18 protein-coding genes are annotated in these 15,572 nt (G+C 67.8%); 7 read left to right on the top strand and 11 right to left on the bottom strand.

Annotated elements, in window-relative coordinates:
• Window positions 1-12: 12 nt before the first annotated feature.
• Window positions 13-756: a class I SAM-dependent methyltransferase gene (locus tag Q7J39_RS09635; protein ID WP_304823509.1), complete on the top strand. Its 744-nt coding sequence runs from the start codon at window positions 13-15 to the stop codon at window positions 754-756.
• A 14-nt stretch (window positions 757-770) separates the two neighbouring features.
• On the opposite strand, the gene Q7J39_RS09630 is transcribed toward Q7J39_RS09635, so the two are convergent.
• Together Q7J39_RS09630 and Q7J39_RS09625 are read right to left on the bottom strand one after the other, a co-directional pair.
• Window positions 771-1,508, bottom strand: a complete 738-nt coding sequence (locus Q7J39_RS09630; protein WP_304823506.1) for an extensin family protein — start codon at window positions 1,506-1,508, stop codon at window positions 771-773.
• 361 nt (window positions 1,509-1,869) lie between these two features.
• Complete coding sequence (locus tag Q7J39_RS09625) at window positions 1,870-2,502, bottom strand: hypothetical protein (protein WP_304823503.1); 633 nt, start codon at window positions 2,500-2,502, stop codon at window positions 1,870-1,872.
• A 101-nt stretch (window positions 2,503-2,603) separates the two neighbouring features.
• Between Q7J39_RS09625 and Q7J39_RS09620 the strand changes: the two genes are divergently transcribed.
• Window positions 2,604-2,786, top strand: coding sequence for a hypothetical protein (locus tag Q7J39_RS09620; RefSeq protein ID WP_304823499.1), 183 nt, complete (start codon window positions 2,604-2,606; stop codon window positions 2,784-2,786).
• On the opposite strand, the gene Q7J39_RS09615 is transcribed toward Q7J39_RS09620, so the two are convergent.
• From Q7J39_RS09615 to Q7J39_RS09605, 3 genes are all read right to left on the bottom strand, one after another.
• On the bottom strand, window positions 2,755-4,707 hold the full coding sequence (locus Q7J39_RS09615) for an FkbM family methyltransferase (RefSeq protein ID WP_304825006.1): 1,953 nt from the start codon (window positions 4,705-4,707) through the stop codon (window positions 2,755-2,757). The two genes, Q7J39_RS09620 and Q7J39_RS09615, sit on opposite strands and share 32 nt — an antisense overlap.
• Window positions 4,708-5,088: 381 nt before the next feature.
• Complete coding sequence (locus Q7J39_RS09610; protein ID WP_304823496.1) at window positions 5,089-5,433, bottom strand: P-II family nitrogen regulator; 345 nt, start codon at window positions 5,431-5,433, stop codon at window positions 5,089-5,091.
• Window positions 5,434-5,517: 84 nt separating this feature from the next.
• Complete coding sequence (locus Q7J39_RS09605) at window positions 5,518-6,273, bottom strand: class I SAM-dependent methyltransferase (RefSeq protein ID WP_304823493.1); 756 nt, start codon at window positions 6,271-6,273, stop codon at window positions 5,518-5,520.
• 81 nt (window positions 6,274-6,354) lie between these two features.
• Here Q7J39_RS09605 and gloB point away from each other — a divergent pair, with 81 nt between their 5' ends.
• A complete protein-coding gene (gloB, locus tag Q7J39_RS09600) occupies window positions 6,355-7,101 on the top strand; it encodes a hydroxyacylglutathione hydrolase (RefSeq protein ID WP_304823487.1) in 747 nt (248 codons plus the stop codon).
• Window positions 7,102-7,224: 123 nt separating this feature from the next.
• Here the strand turns inward: gloB and Q7J39_RS09595 are convergent, their stop codons facing one another.
• The 3 genes from Q7J39_RS09595 to Q7J39_RS09585 form a co-directional block, all read right to left on the bottom strand.
• Window positions 7,225-7,989, bottom strand: coding sequence for a DUF4908 domain-containing protein (locus Q7J39_RS09595; protein ID WP_304823484.1), 765 nt, complete (start codon window positions 7,987-7,989; stop codon window positions 7,225-7,227).
• Between the two features lie 101 nt (window positions 7,990-8,090).
• Entirely contained in the window at window positions 8,091-8,816 is a 726-nt protein-coding gene (locus Q7J39_RS09590) for a beta-ketoacyl-ACP reductase (protein WP_304823481.1), read from the bottom strand.
• A gap of 64 nt (window positions 8,817-8,880) precedes the next feature.
• Entirely contained in the window at window positions 8,881-10,056 is a 1,176-nt protein-coding gene (locus tag Q7J39_RS09585; protein WP_304823478.1) for an acetyl-CoA C-acetyltransferase, read from the bottom strand.
• 176 nt (window positions 10,057-10,232) lie between these two features.
• On the opposite strand from Q7J39_RS09585, the gene phaR reads away from it, so the two are divergent.
• Together phaR and Q7J39_RS09575 are read left to right on the top strand one after the other, a co-directional pair.
• Window positions 10,233-10,850, top strand: a complete 618-nt coding sequence (phaR, locus tag Q7J39_RS09580; RefSeq protein ID WP_304823475.1) for a polyhydroxyalkanoate synthesis repressor PhaR — start codon at window positions 10,233-10,235, stop codon at window positions 10,848-10,850.
• Window positions 10,851-10,892: 42 nt separating this feature from the next.
• Window positions 10,893-11,225, top strand: coding sequence for a hypothetical protein (locus tag Q7J39_RS09575; RefSeq protein WP_304823472.1), 333 nt, complete (start codon window positions 10,893-10,895; stop codon window positions 11,223-11,225).
• On the opposite strand, the gene Q7J39_RS09570 is transcribed toward Q7J39_RS09575, so the two are convergent.
• The 3 genes from Q7J39_RS09570 to Q7J39_RS09560 all read right to left on the bottom strand — a co-directional run bounded on the left by Q7J39_RS09570 (window position 11,222) and on the right by Q7J39_RS09560 (window position 12,937).
• Window positions 11,222-11,530 carry a helix-turn-helix domain-containing protein gene (locus Q7J39_RS09570; protein WP_304823469.1) on the bottom strand — a complete coding sequence of 103 codons (309 nt, stop codon included), beginning with the start codon at window positions 11,528-11,530 and terminating at the stop codon, window positions 11,222-11,224. The two genes, Q7J39_RS09575 and Q7J39_RS09570, sit on opposite strands and share 4 nt — an antisense overlap.
• Window positions 11,531-11,674: 144 nt before the next feature.
• Window positions 11,675-12,103 carry a hypothetical protein gene (locus tag Q7J39_RS09565; protein ID WP_304823466.1) on the bottom strand — a complete coding sequence of 143 codons (429 nt, stop codon included), beginning with the start codon at window positions 12,101-12,103 and terminating at the stop codon, window positions 11,675-11,677.
• Window positions 12,104-12,199: 96 nt separating this feature from the next.
• On the bottom strand, window positions 12,200-12,937 hold the full coding sequence (locus Q7J39_RS09560; protein WP_304823463.1) for a glycosyltransferase family 2 protein: 738 nt from the start codon (window positions 12,935-12,937) through the stop codon (window positions 12,200-12,202).
• A gap of 55 nt (window positions 12,938-12,992) precedes the next feature.
• Between Q7J39_RS09560 and Q7J39_RS09555 the strand changes: the two genes are divergently transcribed.
• Together Q7J39_RS09555 and Q7J39_RS09550 are read left to right on the top strand one after the other, a co-directional pair.
• Complete coding sequence (locus Q7J39_RS09555) at window positions 12,993-14,672, top strand: glycosyltransferase family 39 protein (protein WP_304823460.1); 1,680 nt, start codon at window positions 12,993-12,995, stop codon at window positions 14,670-14,672.
• Window positions 14,669-15,568, top strand: a complete 900-nt coding sequence (locus tag Q7J39_RS09550) for a hydroxymethylglutaryl-CoA lyase (protein WP_304823456.1) — start codon at window positions 14,669-14,671, stop codon at window positions 15,566-15,568. The genes Q7J39_RS09555 and Q7J39_RS09550 overlap by 4 nt, the downstream gene beginning before the upstream one ends.
• Window positions 15,569-15,572 lie beyond the last annotated feature (4 nt).

Below are 15,572 nucleotides of genomic sequence, written 5' to 3'. Positions count from 1 at the left end.
CGAGACTTGGCCATGACCGCCGATCAACACCTGGCCCAGTGGCGCAAGGACGCCGCCGCCCCCTTCGAGGGATGGGACTTCTCCTATCTGGCGGGCCGCTTCGAGGAGGCCGAGCCGCCCTGGAACTATCTCGCCCTCGCCAGGGCCGCGGCCGGGGCCGCCCTCGACATCCTGGACGTGGCCACCGGCGGCGGCGAGATCTTCGCCAGCCTCGCGCCCTTCCCCGCCCGGGCGACGGCGGTGGAGGGCTTTGTCCCCAACCTGCCGGTGGCCCGGCGCCGCCTGGAGCCCCTGGGCGTCCCGGTGTTCCAGGGCAATACCGGCTCCGGCATGCCCTTCGCCGACGGCGCCTTCGACCTGGTGCTCAATCGCCATGGGGGTTTCCGGGCCGCCGAGATGGCCCGCATCCTCAAGCCGGGCGGCGTCTTCCTCAGCCAGCAGGTGGGCGGCGACAACCTGGCCGACCTGACCGCCGCCTTCGGGGCCGACCTGCCCTATCCCGACAATACCCTGGAGCGGGTGGCCGAGGCCTTCACTGCCCTGGGCTTCGGGGTCCGGCGCGCCGAGGTCTGGCGCGGCCCCGTCACCTTCGCCGACGTCGGCGCCGTGGTCTATTTCCTCAAGGCCATACCCTGGGTGGTGAGCGGCTTCGACCTCGAGCGCCACCTCGAGCCGCTCCTTGCCCTGCAGGCCCGCGCCGGCCAGCCCCTGCGGTTCACCTACACCCGCTTCCTGATCGAGGCCGTGAAGACCTAGGCGGGCGCCCCGCCTCACCGGCAGGTGCGGAAGGGCCCCATGTCCAGATGTAGGTGATCGCGGTGGGCGGCGTTGTAGTCCGGGCTCAGCGTCACCCGGAACACCTCGCAGGCCCCGTCGCGCACCGCGCGCAGGAACCGGCCGCGCGCGCCCTCCTCGTCGAAATGGGCGGCGACGGTCACCCGGCGGCCGTCGCGCAGCCGGACCCCGGCGAAATCCAGGGCGTTGGCATGGGCATGTTCGCTGACCCGGCCCTCGCCCTGGCCGTAGACCCGGCGGCAGGCATAGGTCCCGTAGTGGTCGATGGCCGCGACCTCGGCGCCGAGAATGTCCCGCGCCGCCGGGCGCAGCACCTGCCGTTTCCAGAGCGTGAAGGCCAGGGTCTGCCGGCAGGTCATCACCGGCCCCGCCGGCGACAGCTCGGCGCCGCCCACCCGGCCGGCGTCAAGGGTCGAGCAGAAGCCGTCCCGCTTCGCCGGCGTCTCCGTGAACTCGACCCCACCGGCCGCCAGCGCCGCCTTGCAGCGGACCGGGTCGGCGGCGATCCGCGCCAGCTTGCCCGACGTCGCCAGGCCGAGGGGCTGGTCCAGGGAGAAGGGCTTCCAGGGCAGGTCCTGCGGCGGCGCCGTCCGATCGACCACCATGAACAGCAGCACGGCCACCAGCGCCATGTCGAGCAGCAGCGAGCTGACCCCCGCAAGGGCCTGGGCCTCGGCGGAGGGCGGCGTCAGGACGGGCAACACGAACTTCATGACGCCCAACCCCCTCCCTCGGGAGGACGGCGTAATTGCGGTCAAGGGAGCGCCGCCCCCCGACCTGGAGGCCCCACATCGTCATCCCGGCCGAAGCGCAGCGGCGAGCCGGGACCGAGGGGCGGCGGGCTGGGCCCTTGGGTCCCGGCTCGCCTATCGGCGTCCGGGATGACGGACGGAATTCCGTGACCGCGCTCGCGATCGCGACATCGCCGTCGCCAGCCGTTGTCCACTCCGCTTAAGGCTGCGGTCCCAGGTCCATCAGCATCCCAGGTCGGCCCACCGTTCGTGGGGTTCGTGGGGTTCCAAGTCTTCCGGCCGTGACGCCCGCAAGGCGGAACAGGATTGGCGAGGCGGCGCGTCAGCCCTCCGCCGCCAGAGGCGTGACCAGCAGCTGCTCTACATCGTCTGGCAGCACGGCGCGCCGCTCAAGGCGTGGCCAAAGGACCAGCGGCGGCGCCAGGATGAGCTCTGATGACAGGGTCAGGATGTCGAGGTCATCGCAAAGGTGGTCGCGCCCGCCGCAGTGGCGGGCATGGCAGGCCACCCGCGGATGGCACTCTCTGAATCCACAGATGCGGCAAAAGTAGCGACCGTCCGGCCGGCACAGGAAAATGTCCGCGCCCAGATTGATGCTCCCGGCCTTGCCCTTCAGACGCCGCCCGACGCTGGCCAGGGGTCCCAGGTCCACGCCGTCCTCAAGCGTGATAAGGACGTCGGCATCCTTGGGGACAGGCTTGCCGGTGGCGAGCGAGCCGACGAGCGCGATCCGCAGGACGCTGGGGCAGACCGACGCCGATCTCACGAACGCCAGACCTCGGCCAGGAGGACGGCTCTGGGGTTCGGGACCGAGGGCCTGGGCGACCGGCTGCTCATGGCGCGCTATTTTCCGCGGATGGCGGCGGGAGACAAGGCGGTCGCAAAGTCGAATTGCGATGGCTGCGCCCTCGATCGCCCCGACGCCGTAATCGTTCGCAAGCGCCTGCCGTTTCACTTGAGTGCACTGTCACCGCAATTCAGCGACTCGGCAGCTTTGACGGGGATCGGTCGGTCTGCGGAGACGCCCGCGATCTTCTGCCGGCCCACGCGGAGGAGATGAGGCGCAGACGCGTCGAGCTTGAGAAGCTGGAGGCGACGCTCACCCAGATGGCGTCACGCTGCGATGGCGCCTGCGCGACCAGCCCCTTGGAGCCCTGCGCCATCTTCGACGACATCGCGGCCCTGCCGGCGGCGGCGGCCCGATCATTCACCCCTGGGCGGGCGCCGAAAGACGCCTGATGAATGTCGATTGTTGGATGACGTCGCGCAGCGCGGCCTTCGCTACCGCCGATTTGGCCCTGAAATCATTCAGCTCTCTGCACATGCGGGCCAGCGCATCGGCAAATCCGAACGCACTGCCCGCAGGCAAGGCCGACTCCCCCGCCATGGATCCCAGAATGGAGCCCTTCGAATACACAAAGGGCTTGCCGGAAGAGATCGCCTCGGCGGCCACACCCGAGCCCCGAAGGCGATAGAGCCCCGCCAAGTACGGGAGGAGCAGGATGTCGGTGCTTTCCAGGAGCGCATCATAGTCGGCGCTGCTGAGGGTGTCGCTATGGAGCTCGATCAGGCCAGGGTTCTCCTTGGCGAACTCGATCACGGGCTTCAGCGCCAGTATGGCGTCTGGGGTCGTTCCCGAGGACTGCACCACCCAGGTCACCCTGTCCGCCAGGTCCGGCTCGCGTTGGCGAAACGACGTGATGATCGCCGGCAGCCGATTCAGTCCCTTCTCGGCCCGTCCACTACCAAAAACCCCGATCCGGTATCTCGCCGGAGCCTCGAAGGGGGCGGCGCCTTGGACGTCCATCAGGAGGGTGGGCTGAACGTAGGGGAACCACTCCCCTTCGATGCCCCAGGCCTCGCGCACATAGGCCAGCTGTTCGGGAAGTTCGGTGAGCACATGCAGGCGGCTTGCGGCGCCTGGCTCTGCAGCCAAGGCCTTCATAACAGTGGAGGTCGGATGCTCAGGCGTAATTATGGTCTGAGCCAGGGCGTAGAACCTCAAGTTCAGCGCCGGCATTGCATGAAGGCCACGATCCCGCACACACCTCAACAACGAGGCCGCGACATCCACATCTACGCCCGGAACATACAGGTGATCTCTGGGGGAGAGACCATCCACGATCTCGCCAATGAACAGGTCGTTGTATTTCCCCCAGGATTTCCATTCCGGCGCGATACTCGAATACACCGTCCTTGGAAATAATGGATCTATCTCAATAGAGTCCACCTCTGAGACGCCCATGAACAGCCGGTGAACATGGGCCACAACACGGGTATCCGGCAAGAGGGAAGCTGTCGCCTCGATCTGTCTCAGCCAATGTCCTGATTGGCTGTTCAACATGGGCTCTACGATCGCGACATGATGATCTGCGTCAGCAGAGCTTGCGGCGCGCTGCCTTGCGCCGTCGTCGCGAGGCTTTTTCGCATTTGGCTTGGACGTTCCGCGCCGCGGCGAAATGTCAGACTTCACATACCAATCGTCAAAGCTGGATAGGCTCGCATACTTCCTGACGTATCCGCGGGACGTAAGCAGATCGAATATCTTACGGCGATTTGGTGTGAAGTTATGTTCGCACGTAATGACTTGAATATCATAGGCATCAAAATCAAAGGCGTTGAGTATGTCAAACTCGCTTCCTTCAGTATCGATTGAAAGATAATCAATGCGCCGTGGCGCATCATATTTCTTCAGCAAATCGACGAGGGAAATGGTCGAAACCTCGTAATGGGTCCCGGCCTGCCGGCTCTTTGAGTGATAATCGGATGTAGAAAATTCCTCTATAGTGGAGAGTTCGGCCAGTTCGGATTCATTGAAATTTACGGAGAGCCCCGACTCGCTCCACACGCATTGAGTTTCGATATGGCATTTCCGATTGATTCTCAGAGCCTCATGCCAACACCTTGCCGGCTCGGCGACAATCCCGCGCCAGCCCATGCTTGTTTCCAGAAGGTATGTATTGCTGAGGTCAGATCCGTTCGTTCCGCCGAATTCGACGAAGTACCCATCTCGCTTGAATTCGCTCTCAGCGAGCGCAAATAGATCCTGCCGCAGCTGGGATCTCGATAGCTTGAGCAGCTGGAGCGCACGATAGGTGTCAGGCTCTTTCAGGCGCTGAAGAAACGCAATGTCCTGCTCAGAGGTTCTTCCGCTATCCATCAGTTTCACCACAGCGCATCCTCCAATTCTAGAAACATTGGATTACATGGCGAGACATAGGAAGCTCGCGGCGGCGCGTATCGGCGGAGAAATAGGTCAGCAAACCGATACAATATTCGGATCTGTGTTTCGAACACGGCAATTCCGTCGAGCAATTCTCTTGGCGCTGGGGTGGATGGGCTAGGCTCGGGTCGGCGCGGCGCTGGCGACGTTCGTGCGGTTGGCGATTCCAGGTCTTCCGTCCGACACATCAGTGAGACTGAACGGCCCCCAGGAACCACCCGAATCTCACCCGCCAATCTGCCCGCTCCCTCAGCCTTCGTGACCACGGGTGATCGGGACAGGCCCGCCCCTGACGGTCCGCAGGAGGGTAGCCCGTCCCTACCCCGCGATCGCCGCCGCATCCTTGTCGCCCGTCCGGATGCGCAGGGCCTGTTCCAGATCCAGCACGAAGACCTTGCCGTCGCCGATCTTGCCGGTGTTGGCGGTGCGGGAGACCGCCTCGATGACGCGCTCGGCGATGTCGTCGGGGACGGCGATCTCCAGCTTCACCTTGGGCAGCAGCTTCACCTCGTACTCGGCGCCGCGATAGACCTCGGTCTTGCCGCGCTGGCGGCCGTAGCCGCGCACCTCGGTGACGGTCAGGCCCGAGGCCCCGGCCTCGGTGACGGCGTCCAGCACCGCGTCGAGGCGGCTGGGCTTGATGATCGCGACGATCATTTTCATGGGCGAAACTCCAGCTGGGCCGTCTTATGGCGGCCGCTTGAACCCTCAAGCTAGGGCGAACCGCCTCCCGCTCCAAGGGGGGCTCTAGTCAGATTGGGACGGCGCCCGCGAAACAGGCGCCCGGCCGGCCGGCAGCGGATTGAGCGCGGGGCGGGCCACGCGGACCCGGGCGCGGTGGGCGCGGGGCTTGACCGCGAAGCTCTGCTTGACCGCCTCCATCAGCACCAGGCCGGCGAACCCCGGCCACAGCCGCGAGCCGGCCTGCTCGAACCCCTCGGCCCAGCCGGTCATCCAGGGGACCGGCGGCACATAGAGGGCCCGCGTCCAGCCCGACGGCTCCAGCTCGGCCTCCCGCAGCAGTTCGGCCAGCTGGCCCCGGGTATAGGGTCGGCCGTGGCCGAAGGGGGTGGCCTCGGCATTGGCCCACAGGCCGTTGCGGGCCGCCACCACCACGATCACCCGGCCCGAGGGCGACAGCACCCGCCAGACCTCCCGCAGAAGGCCCACCGGATCGGGGCTCTCCTCGAGGGCGTGGACCGCCAGGATGCGGTCGAAGAAGGCGTTCTGGAACGGCAGGGCGTCCTCGGCGGTCAGGGCCGCCAGGTTGCGATCGCCGGCCGGCCAGATCTCCACCCCCTGCTGGGCCGGCATGGCCGCCACCACCCGACGCGCCGTGGGCCGCAGGGACCCCAGGAACGGGGTGGCGTAGCCGAGGCCGAGGATATCCAGGCCGTGGCCGTCGCCCCAGGTCTCCAGCACCTTGCGCGCGGTCATCTCGCGCGCCGCCCGCCCCAGCTTGGAGGCGTAGAACTGTCGGAGCTCAAGGACGTCGCGGCGCATGGGCTAGATTTAGGGCCAGCCTCGACTTATCGCGAGCCCCAACCTAAGTCCGAGGGACAAGAGACCCTGGGAGACGTCGCCATGTCGGTCACCATCCATCAGTTCGCCTGCCTGTCGGACAACTACGGCTTCCTGGTGCGCGACGACGCCACGGGCCTGGCCGCCTGCATCGACACCCCGGACGCCGACGCCATCCTGGCGCAGCTCGCCAAGCTGGGCTGGAAGCTGGATCTGATCCTCAACACCCACTGGCACCCCGACCACGCCGGCGGCAACGCGGCGATCAAGGCCGCCACCGGCTGCGCGGTGGTGGGTCCCGCCGAGGTGGAGCGGCTGTCGCCCGTCGACCGCAAGGTGGCCGGCGGCGACACGGTCGACCTGGGCGAGACGCGGTTCGAGGTGATCGAGTCCGGCGGCCATACGCTCGGTCACATCGCCTTCTACGACGCCGCCGACCAGGTGGCCTTCGTCGGCGACACCCTGTTCGCGCTGGGCTGCGGCCGGCTGTTCGAGGGCACGCCCGCCCAGATGTGGGACAGCCTGTCGCGCCTCACCGATCTGCCCGATGACACCGCTGTCTACTGCGCCCACGAATATACCGCGTCCAACGCCCGCTTCGCCCTGTCGGTGGATTCCGATCCCGTGCTGAAGGCCCGCACCGAAGCGATCTTCGCGGCCCGCGCGCGCGGCGAACCGACCGTGCCCACCACCATCGGCCTGGAGAAGGCCACCAACCCCTTCCTGCGCGCGCCCCTGCTGAGGCCGGGGGTGGCGCCGCACGAGGCCTTCGGCGCGGTGCGCGCGGCCAAGGACGCATTCAAGGGATAGCGTGGGACCTCGACGGTCACCCGTCGGCCGATGTCGGCCGCCCGTGGGCCTTATGAGATAGGGGTTCGTTGGGGCGAGGCGGCCTGTTGAGGGCGTTCTCCTCCCTCCACGGCGACCAACATGTCAGCGGCCGCCGGCCGCCGCCATGATCCTGTCGGAGGAGGGCCGGCCGGCCAGCCCGTCGTTGGGGGTGATGGTGATCTTCATGACCCCCTGCTGGACGCTGGCGCCGGGCTTGTGGCCCTCCACCAGCGAGACCTTGCGGAACCGGGCGATCATCGCCGGGCCATTGGGCCGCTTGGACATCCGGATCACCGCCTCGGAGGTCACCAGGGCCGCGTCGGCCACCAGGGCCGAGGAGGAGGGCGAGGCGTCGGCCTCGAAGGGGATCAGCCGCCGCGCCGCCCGCGTCGCCCGGGCGCTGGCCTGGGCCAGGCGCTCCAGCAGCTGCTGGGGGCCCAACGTCGGCAGCCGCAGGGCGGGACCGCCCCCGGCCAGGGCCGCCGCCGTGCCGCCGGGCCGGTCCTCGGTGAACAGAGTCAGTCCGCCCAGGCGGGTGGCGCGCAGCACCGGCTCGCCCAGGTCGTTCTTGTAGATGATGTCGCCGCGCGGCGCGGGCTGGGGCCTCAGGGCCCAGACCTCGGGGCTGTCCTGGAACTTCAGCAGCGGTCGGTTCTGGCTGCGGTCGAGGACGAAGACGTCGCCTTCCTGGCTGACATAGCGGGCCACGGGGGGCGACGCGTTGCGCCCCGCCGCCGGGGGCTGGCCAAACAGGCTCTCCCGCAGATTGTCCGGTCCCGCCCAGGCCGGCTCAGCCACCAGCCCCGTCACGGCCAGGGCCATGGCGAAGGCGAGCTTGCGGGCAGGCGCCGGGGTTTCGCTTCTCATCAGGGGGGTGTGATGCTCGACGACTGGGGCGCTTTTTGGACGCCAATAGGCCTAGGGCCAAGCTCCGAACGCCTTGATCTGTAAGGTGTGGCTGAAACGCCCTACCCCGCCATGTACTGGCCGCCGTTCAACGACAGGGTCGAGCCGGTGACGTAGCCGGCGTGCTCGCCCGCGAGGAAGGCCACCATGTCGGCGATCTCCTCGCCCTTGCCCAGCCGGCCCACGGGGATCTGGCTGATGATCGAGGCCAGCACGTTCTCCGGCACGGCCTGCACCATCTCGGTGTCGATATAGCCGGGCGCGATGCAGTTGACCGTCACCCCCTTGCGGGCGTTCTCCAGGGCCAGGGCCTTGGTGAAGCCGATCACCCCGGCCTTGGCGGCCGAATAGTTGGTCTGGCCCATCTGGCCCTTCTGGCCGTTGATCGACGAGATGTTGATGATCCGGCCCCACTCCCGCTCGCGCATGCCCTCGATCACGTGGCGGGTCATGTTGAAGACGCTGTCCATATTGACCCGGATGACCTCCGACCACTGCTCGGGCTTCATCTTGTGGAACACACCGTCGCGGGTGATGCCGGCGTTGTTGACCAGCACGTCGATGGGACCGAGCTCGGCCATCACGACGTTCACCGCCCGCTCGCAGTCCTCGAAATTCCCGACATTGCCCTTCACCACCATGACGCCGAGCTCCTTGGCGCAGGCGGCGGCGGCGTCCTCGTTCCCGGAGTAGCCGGCGGCCACACTCATCCCGTCGGCCTTCAGGCGTTCACAGATCGCCCGGCCGATGCCCCGGGTCCCGCCCGTGACGAATGCGACTCTCGCCATTCCCATATCTCCCTAAAGCTCAAAATGGCCGGCGCGCGGTTGATCCGGCGCTCGGCGATAGCCGCTAGACTTGCTCGACGCACATGGCCACGCCCATCCCGCCGCCGACGCACAGCGTCGCCAGGCCCTTCTTGGCGCCGGAACGCTTCATCTCGTGCAGCAGGGTGGTCAGGATGCGGGCGCCCGAGGCGCCGATGGGGTGGCCGATGGCGATGGCGCCGCCGTTGACGTTCACCTTGGCCGGGTCGAGCCCCAGGTCACGCACCACGCAGATCGACTGGGCGGCGAAGGCCTCGTTGGACTCGATGAGGTCGAGGTCGCTGACGGACCAGCCTGCCTTTTCCAGGGCCTTGCGGCTGGCGGGGATGGGGCCGGTGCCCATGATCTCAGGGTCGACGCCCGCCGAGGCCCAGGAGGCGATGCGGGCCAGCGGCTTCAGGCCCCGCTTCTTGGCTTCCTCGGCGCTCATCAGCACCAGGGCCGCGGCGCCGTCATTGAGGCCCGAGGCGTTGGCGGCGGTGACCGAGCCTTCCTTGTTGAAGGCCGGGCGCAGGCCCGCGACGCTTTCCAGCGTCGCGCCGTGGCGGATGTATTCGTCCTGGTCGACGATGGTGTCGCCCTTGCGGCCCTTGATGGTGACCGGCGCGATCTCGCCGACGAACTTGCCGGCCTTCTGGGCGGCCTCGGCCTTGTTCTGGCTGGCGACGGCGAATTCGTCCTGCTCGCCCCGGGTGATCTGCCAGCGCGACGCGATGTTCTCGGCGGTCTGACCCATGTGGTAGCCGTGGAAGGCGTCCAGCAGGCCATCCTTGACCATGGTGTCGACGAAGGTGGTGTCGCCCATCTTGGTGCCGGTCCGCAGCTGCGAGGCGTGGGGCGACTGGCTCATGCTTTCCTGGCCGCCGGCGATGACGATGCCGGCCGAGCCGTCGGCGATCTGCTGGGCGCCCAGCGCCACGGCGCGCAGGCCCGAACCGCACAGCTGGTTGAGGCTCCAGGCCGGGCTTTCCATCGGGATGCCGGCGTTGATGGAGGCCTGGCGGGCGGGGCCTTGCCCGGCGCCGGCCTGCAGCACCTGGCCCATGATCACCTCCTCCACGTCGGCGGCGGTGATACCCGCGCGCTCGATGGCGGCCTGGATGGCGATCTTGCCCAGTTCATGCGCCGGAAGGGCGGAGAGCGCCCCATTGAACGATCCGACCGGGGTGCGGGCGGCCGAGACGATGACGACATCGGACATGGCAGGCTCCTTCAAGCGCTTGAGCGTCTATCTATCGAGAACCGCTGGAGAATGAGCAAGGGGGTGAAATCGTCTGCCTGCGACCGGAGCGCGCTTTGCGAACGCCCTCGCATCCGCGATACTGCGCCGCAAGATAGGGGCGCGCCGCGGGGGGCGGGTTCAAAGAAGGATTTGGGATGGCGGACGCTCAGGGTAAAAGCGGCAAGTCCAACGAAGACCGGGTGGTCATCAAGAAGTACGCCAACCGGCGGCTCTACAACACCGCGTCGAGTTCCTATGTGACGCTCGAACACCTCTCGGACATGGTCAAGCAGGGCGTCCACTTCGTGGTCTATGACGCCAAGTCCAACGAGGACATCACCCGCTCGGTGCTGACCCAGATCATCGTCGAGGAAGAAGGGCGCGAGGGCCAGAACCTGCTGCCCATCCAGTTCCTGCGGCAGCTGATCGGGTTCTACGGCAACTCCATGCAGGCCTTCCTGCCCTCGTATCTGGAGCTTTCGCTGTCGACCTTCGCCGAGCAGCAGGAGCGCATGCGCTCCCAGTTCTCGACCCTTGGCCAAGGCGCCGGCATCGGCGTCTATGACGACCAGATCCGTCAGAACCTGGCCATGTTCGACCGGGCCATGAAGATGTTCTCGCCCTTCGCCTACGCCCGCACCGAGGAGACGACCCCGGCGCCGCGGGCGCCGGACCCCGCGCCCGTTCCGGCGGCCGATCCGGCCCTGGACGAGATGAAGCAGCGGATGGAGGAGATGCAGGCGCAGATCGAGAAACTGATCTCGAAAACCTAGCGCCTCAGTTTTTTAACGAAGGGGGAGTCAGGATCACACCTCATGACCTCGCCCATCGACCCTCTTCGCAGAGCCGCCCAGGCGCGCCGGACCCACCGGGCCCGGGTGAACGAACGTGAAGACCCGCACGACACCGAGGACCGCAGCGTCCCCGCCATCGTCACGGGCGAGCCCGTGCGGCCAACTCCCGACCATTCGGCGGACGGCGCCAGCATGTTCAGCGCCCAGCTGATGGGACAGGACGGCCAGAAGCGCGGCCTGCGCGGCGGACCCGAGACGCTCGGGGCGGCAAGAAGTGTCTATGGGGCAACCGAATGGTCCGGCAAGGCTGACCGCCGCGCCCGGAAGGGCTCTATCGGCAAGACCGAAATCTAGCGCCTCAGGCGGGCAAGCTCCGCCTCCAGCGCCGCCACCCGCCGTTCCAGGCCTGCGATGCGCGCTTCCGGACCGGCGCCGGATAGCGGTGTGGAGACGCCGGCATGCAGGGCGATCTCCGTCGGGGCCACGCCCAGCAGCTCCGCAAAGGCGGCGACCTCCGCCGCGGACAACTCCCGCTGATCCTTGAACACCAGTGTGAGGTCGGCCTCGCCCATGCCGGCGGCGGCGGCCATCACGCGCCGTGAGAGGCCGCGTTCGGCCAGTTGGGCGTCAAACCAGGCGGTGTCGAAGAAAAGCGCCATCAGCCACGCCGGCTCTGGCGCCGGTCTTGCTTGAAGTCCCCGGAGACCATCCCAACGGGGCGCCCCATGTTCGCTTTCATCCGCATGTTCGACGTCGCTGTTGTGGCCCTGATCTTCACGGCGCTCACCTAGCGGAGGCCGCCTTCAGACCCCGTCGGGGCTGAAGTCCACGTCTCGGCGCGCCGAGACGATGGTGACGATGAAGCCGGCGAGCACGTCGAGCAGCACCATGATCGTCAGCAGGAAGAAGGTGGAGGTCGCAAAGGCCGGCGCCAGCAGGAACTCCACCAGGCAGACGATGAACAGGATCATCGACAGCGAGTGATTGACGATGGCGATCCGCCGGCTGGTGGTCGATTTCAGCAGCTCAATGAACAGCACCACCAGGGCGGCGGCCAGCAGCAGGTCCCCCAGACTGACCGGCCAGGCGGCCCGCGAGGTCATCTGGATGACGAAGAGCTCCTCACTCATCCGCGTCGAGGCGTCGAAGGCGGAGAAGCCTCCCGTCAGGGTCAGCGCGATCAGATTGTAGACCAGCACCGGCAGGACCAGCAGCGGAAACGCGGCGAACATCGCGAAAGCCCCCTAACGCGGCCGGCAGCTCCGGCGACGCGCAAGGGTTAACCGTTTTGGGCCGGAGCGCAAAGACGGTTCACCGAGCAGGGGCGGCTAGACTTCGTCGGCTCCGCCGGGATTGCGTGACCGCGTCTGCAGCCACATCACCCCCAGCAGGTCGGAGACCGAGGCCATGAGGCGGCCGAAGTTGGTGTACTTCGATGCGCCGGTCTGGCGATGGCGGTGGTTCACCGGCGCGAAGTCCACCTGATAGCCCTCGCGGATCATCAGGGCGGGGATGTAGCGGTGGATGTGATCGAAGTAGGGAAGCCTCAGAAAGGCCTCGCGGCGGAAGGCCTTCAGGCCGCAGCCGGTGTCGTTGGCGGTGTCCTTCAGCATGCGTTTGCGCACGCCGTTACCGAACTTTGACGCGATCTTCTTGGCCTGACTGTCCTGGCGTTTGACCCGTTCGCCGCCCACAAGAGCGAGGTTCGCGGGTCCCGCCAGAAGCGCGTCCACCAGCTTGGGGCCGTCGGCGGGGTCGTTCTGTCCGTCGCCGTCCAGGGTGACGATGATGTCGCCGCGCGCCGCCAGGATACCGGTGCGGATGGCGCGGCTCTGGCCGGAATTGGACCTGTGGGTCAGGATGCGAAGTTGCGGGATGTCGCCCTTCAGCGCCGTCAGCGCCGCGACGGTCCCGTCCCGCGAACGGTCATCGACGAAGACCATCTCGTAACGTCGCCCCGCAAACGCGGCGGCGATTTCCCGCGCCAGATCGGGCGCGGCGCCCTCTTCGTCGAAGACGGGAACCACCACGGAGATGTCGGGCGCTGAGGCTGCGGGTCTGGCCATGGTCTCTCCTTACCGGAAAAGTCGGCGCCTGGAAGGATCGTGCTATCAAGCCGTCATGACTCTGGACGGCATCATCGAACGTTGGAGCCGAGGTTGGCGTGGGCCAGCCCTGGCCGCCCTGATCGCCTTCCTGGCGGGCCTGCCCGGCGTTTTCGCCGTGCCGCCGCTGGATCGCGACGAATCACGCTTCGCCCAAGCGACAGCCCAGATGCTGGAGACAGGCGATTTCGTGGTCATCCGCTTCCAGAACGAGCCCCGCTTCAAGAAGCCGGTGGGCATCTACTGGCTGCAGGCCGGATCGGTGGCCCTGCTGTCCGAAGCCGAAGCCCGGGACATCTGGGCCTATCGCATCCCATCATTGTTGGGCGCCATGCTGGCGGCGGCGGCCTGCGCCTGGGGCGCCGCGGTGTTCTTCGGCGGGCCTACCGGCTTGCTGGCCGGCGCGACGCTGGCCTCGACCTTCCTGCTGTCGTCGGAGGCGTTCATCGCCAAGACCGACGCGGTGCTGTGCGGCACAACGACCCTGGCGGTCGCGGCGCTGGCCCGAATCTATGCGGGCAGTCTGAACGGCGCCCCAGCCGGGCGGCTGACCCGGCTGCTGTTCTGGACGGGCCTCTCGGCCGCGGTGCTGGTCAAGGGTCCGGTGGGACTGATGGTGGTGGCGCTCACCGCCATCGCGCTCTGGGTCTGGGACCGCAAGGCGCCCTGGCTGAAGAGCCTGGGCTGGAGCTGGGGTCTGATCCTGTTCGCCGCGGTCATCGGGCCCTGGGCCTGGGCCGTGACCGTGGCCACCGACGGCGGGTTCTGGAGCGCAGCCCTGGTGGGGGACCTGGCGCCGAAGCTGGCCGGCGGCCAGGAAAGCCATGGCGCGCCGCCCGGCTACCATACCCTCGCCACCCTGCTGCTGTTCTTCCCGGCCACCTTGCTGCTGCCGGCGGCGCTCACCTATGGCTGGCGGCATCGCGCCGAGCCGGGGGTGCGATTCGCCCTGGCCTGGCTGGTTCCAGCCTTCCTGGTCTTCGAACTGACCCCCACCAAGCTGGTCCACTATACCCTGCCCACCTACGGCGCCCTGGCTTGGCTGGTGGCGGCGGCCCTCAGCGAGCCCTTGGGAGCGAGGGTGCGCTGGATCGGCGCCGCGCTCTCGGCCCTGGTGGCGGCGCTGCTGACGGCCGGCGTCGGCTACCTCCTGCGTGAGTACGGCGACACCTCCGATATTCCCGCCGCCCTGGTGGCGGGGGGGCTGATCGCGGCGACGGGCTTCACAGGCGCCTATTTGTTGATGAAGCGCCGCGCCGTGACGGCGCTGGTCACGGCGGGCGCCCTGGGAATCCTGGGCCATACGGCCCTGGCCGCCGGCCTGGCGCCGCGGCTGGAGCCGCTGTGGCTCTCGCAGCGCACGGAGCACGCCCTGGCCCGGGCCCGCCTGCTACCCCGCCAGGGGATCGCCCCCGCCCCCGTGGCCGTGGCGGGCTATGCCGAGCCCAGCCTGGTCTTCGCGCTCGGCACCCCCACGGACCTGGGCGGCCCCGACCAGGCCGCCGAGGCCCTGGCCGACAATCGACCCGCCGTGGTGGAAAGCCGCGAGCAGCAGGCCTTCGACGCCGCCATCAAGGCGCGCGGCCTGAAGCCCCGGCAGATCGGCGAGATCAAGGGCCTCGACTATTCCAACGGCGACGAGACCACCCTGCGCATCTACGCCCCACCACCGCAGCTTCCGGAGCCCGCGCCATGAGCCGCTTCATCGAGATCGTCGAGGTCGGGCCCCGCGACGGGCTGCAGAACGAAAAAGCCCTGCTGGATGTCGATCAGAAGCTGGCCTTCATCGGCAGGCTGGAGGCCGCCGGCGCCCGGCGAATGGAGACGGTCTCCTTCGTCAATCCCAAGCGCGTGCCGCAGATGGCTGGCGCCGAGGAGGTTATGGCCGACCTGCCCACCACGACCGGACGCTCGCGCATCGGCCTGGTGCTGAATATGAAGGGCTGGGAGCGGGCCGTGGCCGCCAACTGTGACGAGGCCAATGTGGTGGTCTGCGCCACCGACGGCTTCGGCATCCGCAACCAAGGCGCCAGCACGGCGGAGCAGATGGCGGCCTTGGCCGCCATCGCCGCGCGCCGCGACGCCGAGGGTGGACCGCCCATCAGCGCGACCTTCTCCGTGGCCTTTGGCTGCCCCTTCGACGGCGAGGTGTCGCAAGACCTGGTGGTGGCCCTGGCGCGGGAAGCCGCCAGCCTGAACATCGCGGAAATCGCGCTCGCCGACACCATCGGCGTCGCCGATCCCTGGACTGTGCGCGCCCGGGTCGAGGCGGTGAAGGCGGTGATCGGGACCAAGAAACTGCGCCTGCACTTCCACGACACGCGCAACACCGGCCTGGCCAACGCCTATGCCGGCGTGGAGGCCGGCGTCGACATCCTGGACGCCAGCTGCGGCGGGCTGGGAGGCTGCCCCTTCGCGCCCGACGCCACAGGCAACATCGGCACCGAGGATCTGGTCTACATGCTGGAGCGGGCCGGGTTCGAGACCGGCTATGACCTGCCCGGCCTGATCAGTACGGCGAAATGGGTGTCAGAACTGCTCGGAAAGCCGCCGACCTCGTCGGTGGCGCGGGCGGGGCTGTTCCCGGCCTAGGCGC

Origin of the sequence: Phenylobacterium sp. (genome assembly GCF_030651185.1) — a bacterium.
Lineage (GTDB): Bacteria > Pseudomonadota > Alphaproteobacteria > Caulobacterales > Caulobacteraceae > Phenylobacterium.
Note: the sequence above shows the minus strand (reverse complement) of the source record. Positions and strands in the feature narration are given on the sequence as shown.

Excerpts from the sequence above, each read along its gene's own strand:
- Q7J39_RS09575 (WP_304823472.1), top strand. The coding sequence starts at position 10,893 with ATGACCTCGCCCATCGACCCTCTTCGCAGAGCCGCCCAGGCGCGCCGG.
- Q7J39_RS09620 (WP_304823499.1), top strand. The coding sequence starts at position 2,604 with ATGAGGCGCAGACGCGTCGAGCTTGAGAAGCTGGAGGCGACGCTCACC.
- gloB (WP_304823487.1), top strand. The coding sequence starts at position 6,355 with ATGTCGGTCACCATCCATCAGTTCGCCTGCCTGTCGGACAACTACGGC.
- Q7J39_RS09570 (WP_304823469.1), bottom strand. The coding sequence starts at position 11,530 with ATGGCGCTTTTCTTCGACACCGCCTGGTTTGACGCCCAACTGGCCGAA.
- Q7J39_RS09615 (WP_304825006.1), bottom strand. The coding sequence starts at position 4,707 with ATGGATAGCGGAAGAACCTCTGAGCAGGACATTGCGTTTCTTCAGCGC.
- phaR (WP_304823475.1), top strand. The coding sequence starts at position 10,233 with ATGGCGGACGCTCAGGGTAAAAGCGGCAAGTCCAACGAAGACCGGGTG.
- Q7J39_RS09565 (WP_304823466.1), bottom strand. The coding sequence starts at position 12,103 with ATGTTCGCCGCGTTTCCGCTGCTGGTCCTGCCGGTGCTGGTCTACAAT.
- Q7J39_RS09605 (WP_304823493.1), bottom strand. The coding sequence starts at position 6,273 with ATGCGCCGCGACGTCCTTGAGCTCCGACAGTTCTACGCCTCCAAGCTG.
- Q7J39_RS09635 (WP_304823509.1), top strand. The coding sequence starts at position 13 with ATGACCGCCGATCAACACCTGGCCCAGTGGCGCAAGGACGCCGCCGCC.
- Q7J39_RS09610 (WP_304823496.1), bottom strand. The coding sequence starts at position 5,433 with ATGAAAATGATCGTCGCGATCATCAAGCCCAGCCGCCTCGACGCGGTG.
- Q7J39_RS09560 (WP_304823463.1), bottom strand. The coding sequence starts at position 12,937 with ATGGCCAGACCCGCAGCCTCAGCGCCCGACATCTCCGTGGTGGTTCCC.
- Q7J39_RS09550 (WP_304823456.1), top strand. The coding sequence starts at position 14,669 with ATGAGCCGCTTCATCGAGATCGTCGAGGTCGGGCCCCGCGACGGGCTG.
- Q7J39_RS09595 (WP_304823484.1), bottom strand. The coding sequence starts at position 7,989 with ATGAGAAGCGAAACCCCGGCGCCTGCCCGCAAGCTCGCCTTCGCCATG.
- Q7J39_RS09590 (WP_304823481.1), bottom strand. The coding sequence starts at position 8,816 with ATGGCGAGAGTCGCATTCGTCACGGGCGGGACCCGGGGCATCGGCCGG.
- Q7J39_RS09630 (WP_304823506.1), bottom strand. The coding sequence starts at position 1,508 with ATGAAGTTCGTGTTGCCCGTCCTGACGCCGCCCTCCGCCGAGGCCCAG.
- Q7J39_RS09555 (WP_304823460.1), top strand. The coding sequence starts at position 12,993 with ATGACTCTGGACGGCATCATCGAACGTTGGAGCCGAGGTTGGCGTGGG.
- Q7J39_RS09585 (WP_304823478.1), bottom strand. The coding sequence starts at position 10,056 with ATGTCCGATGTCGTCATCGTCTCGGCCGCCCGCACCCCGGTCGGATCG.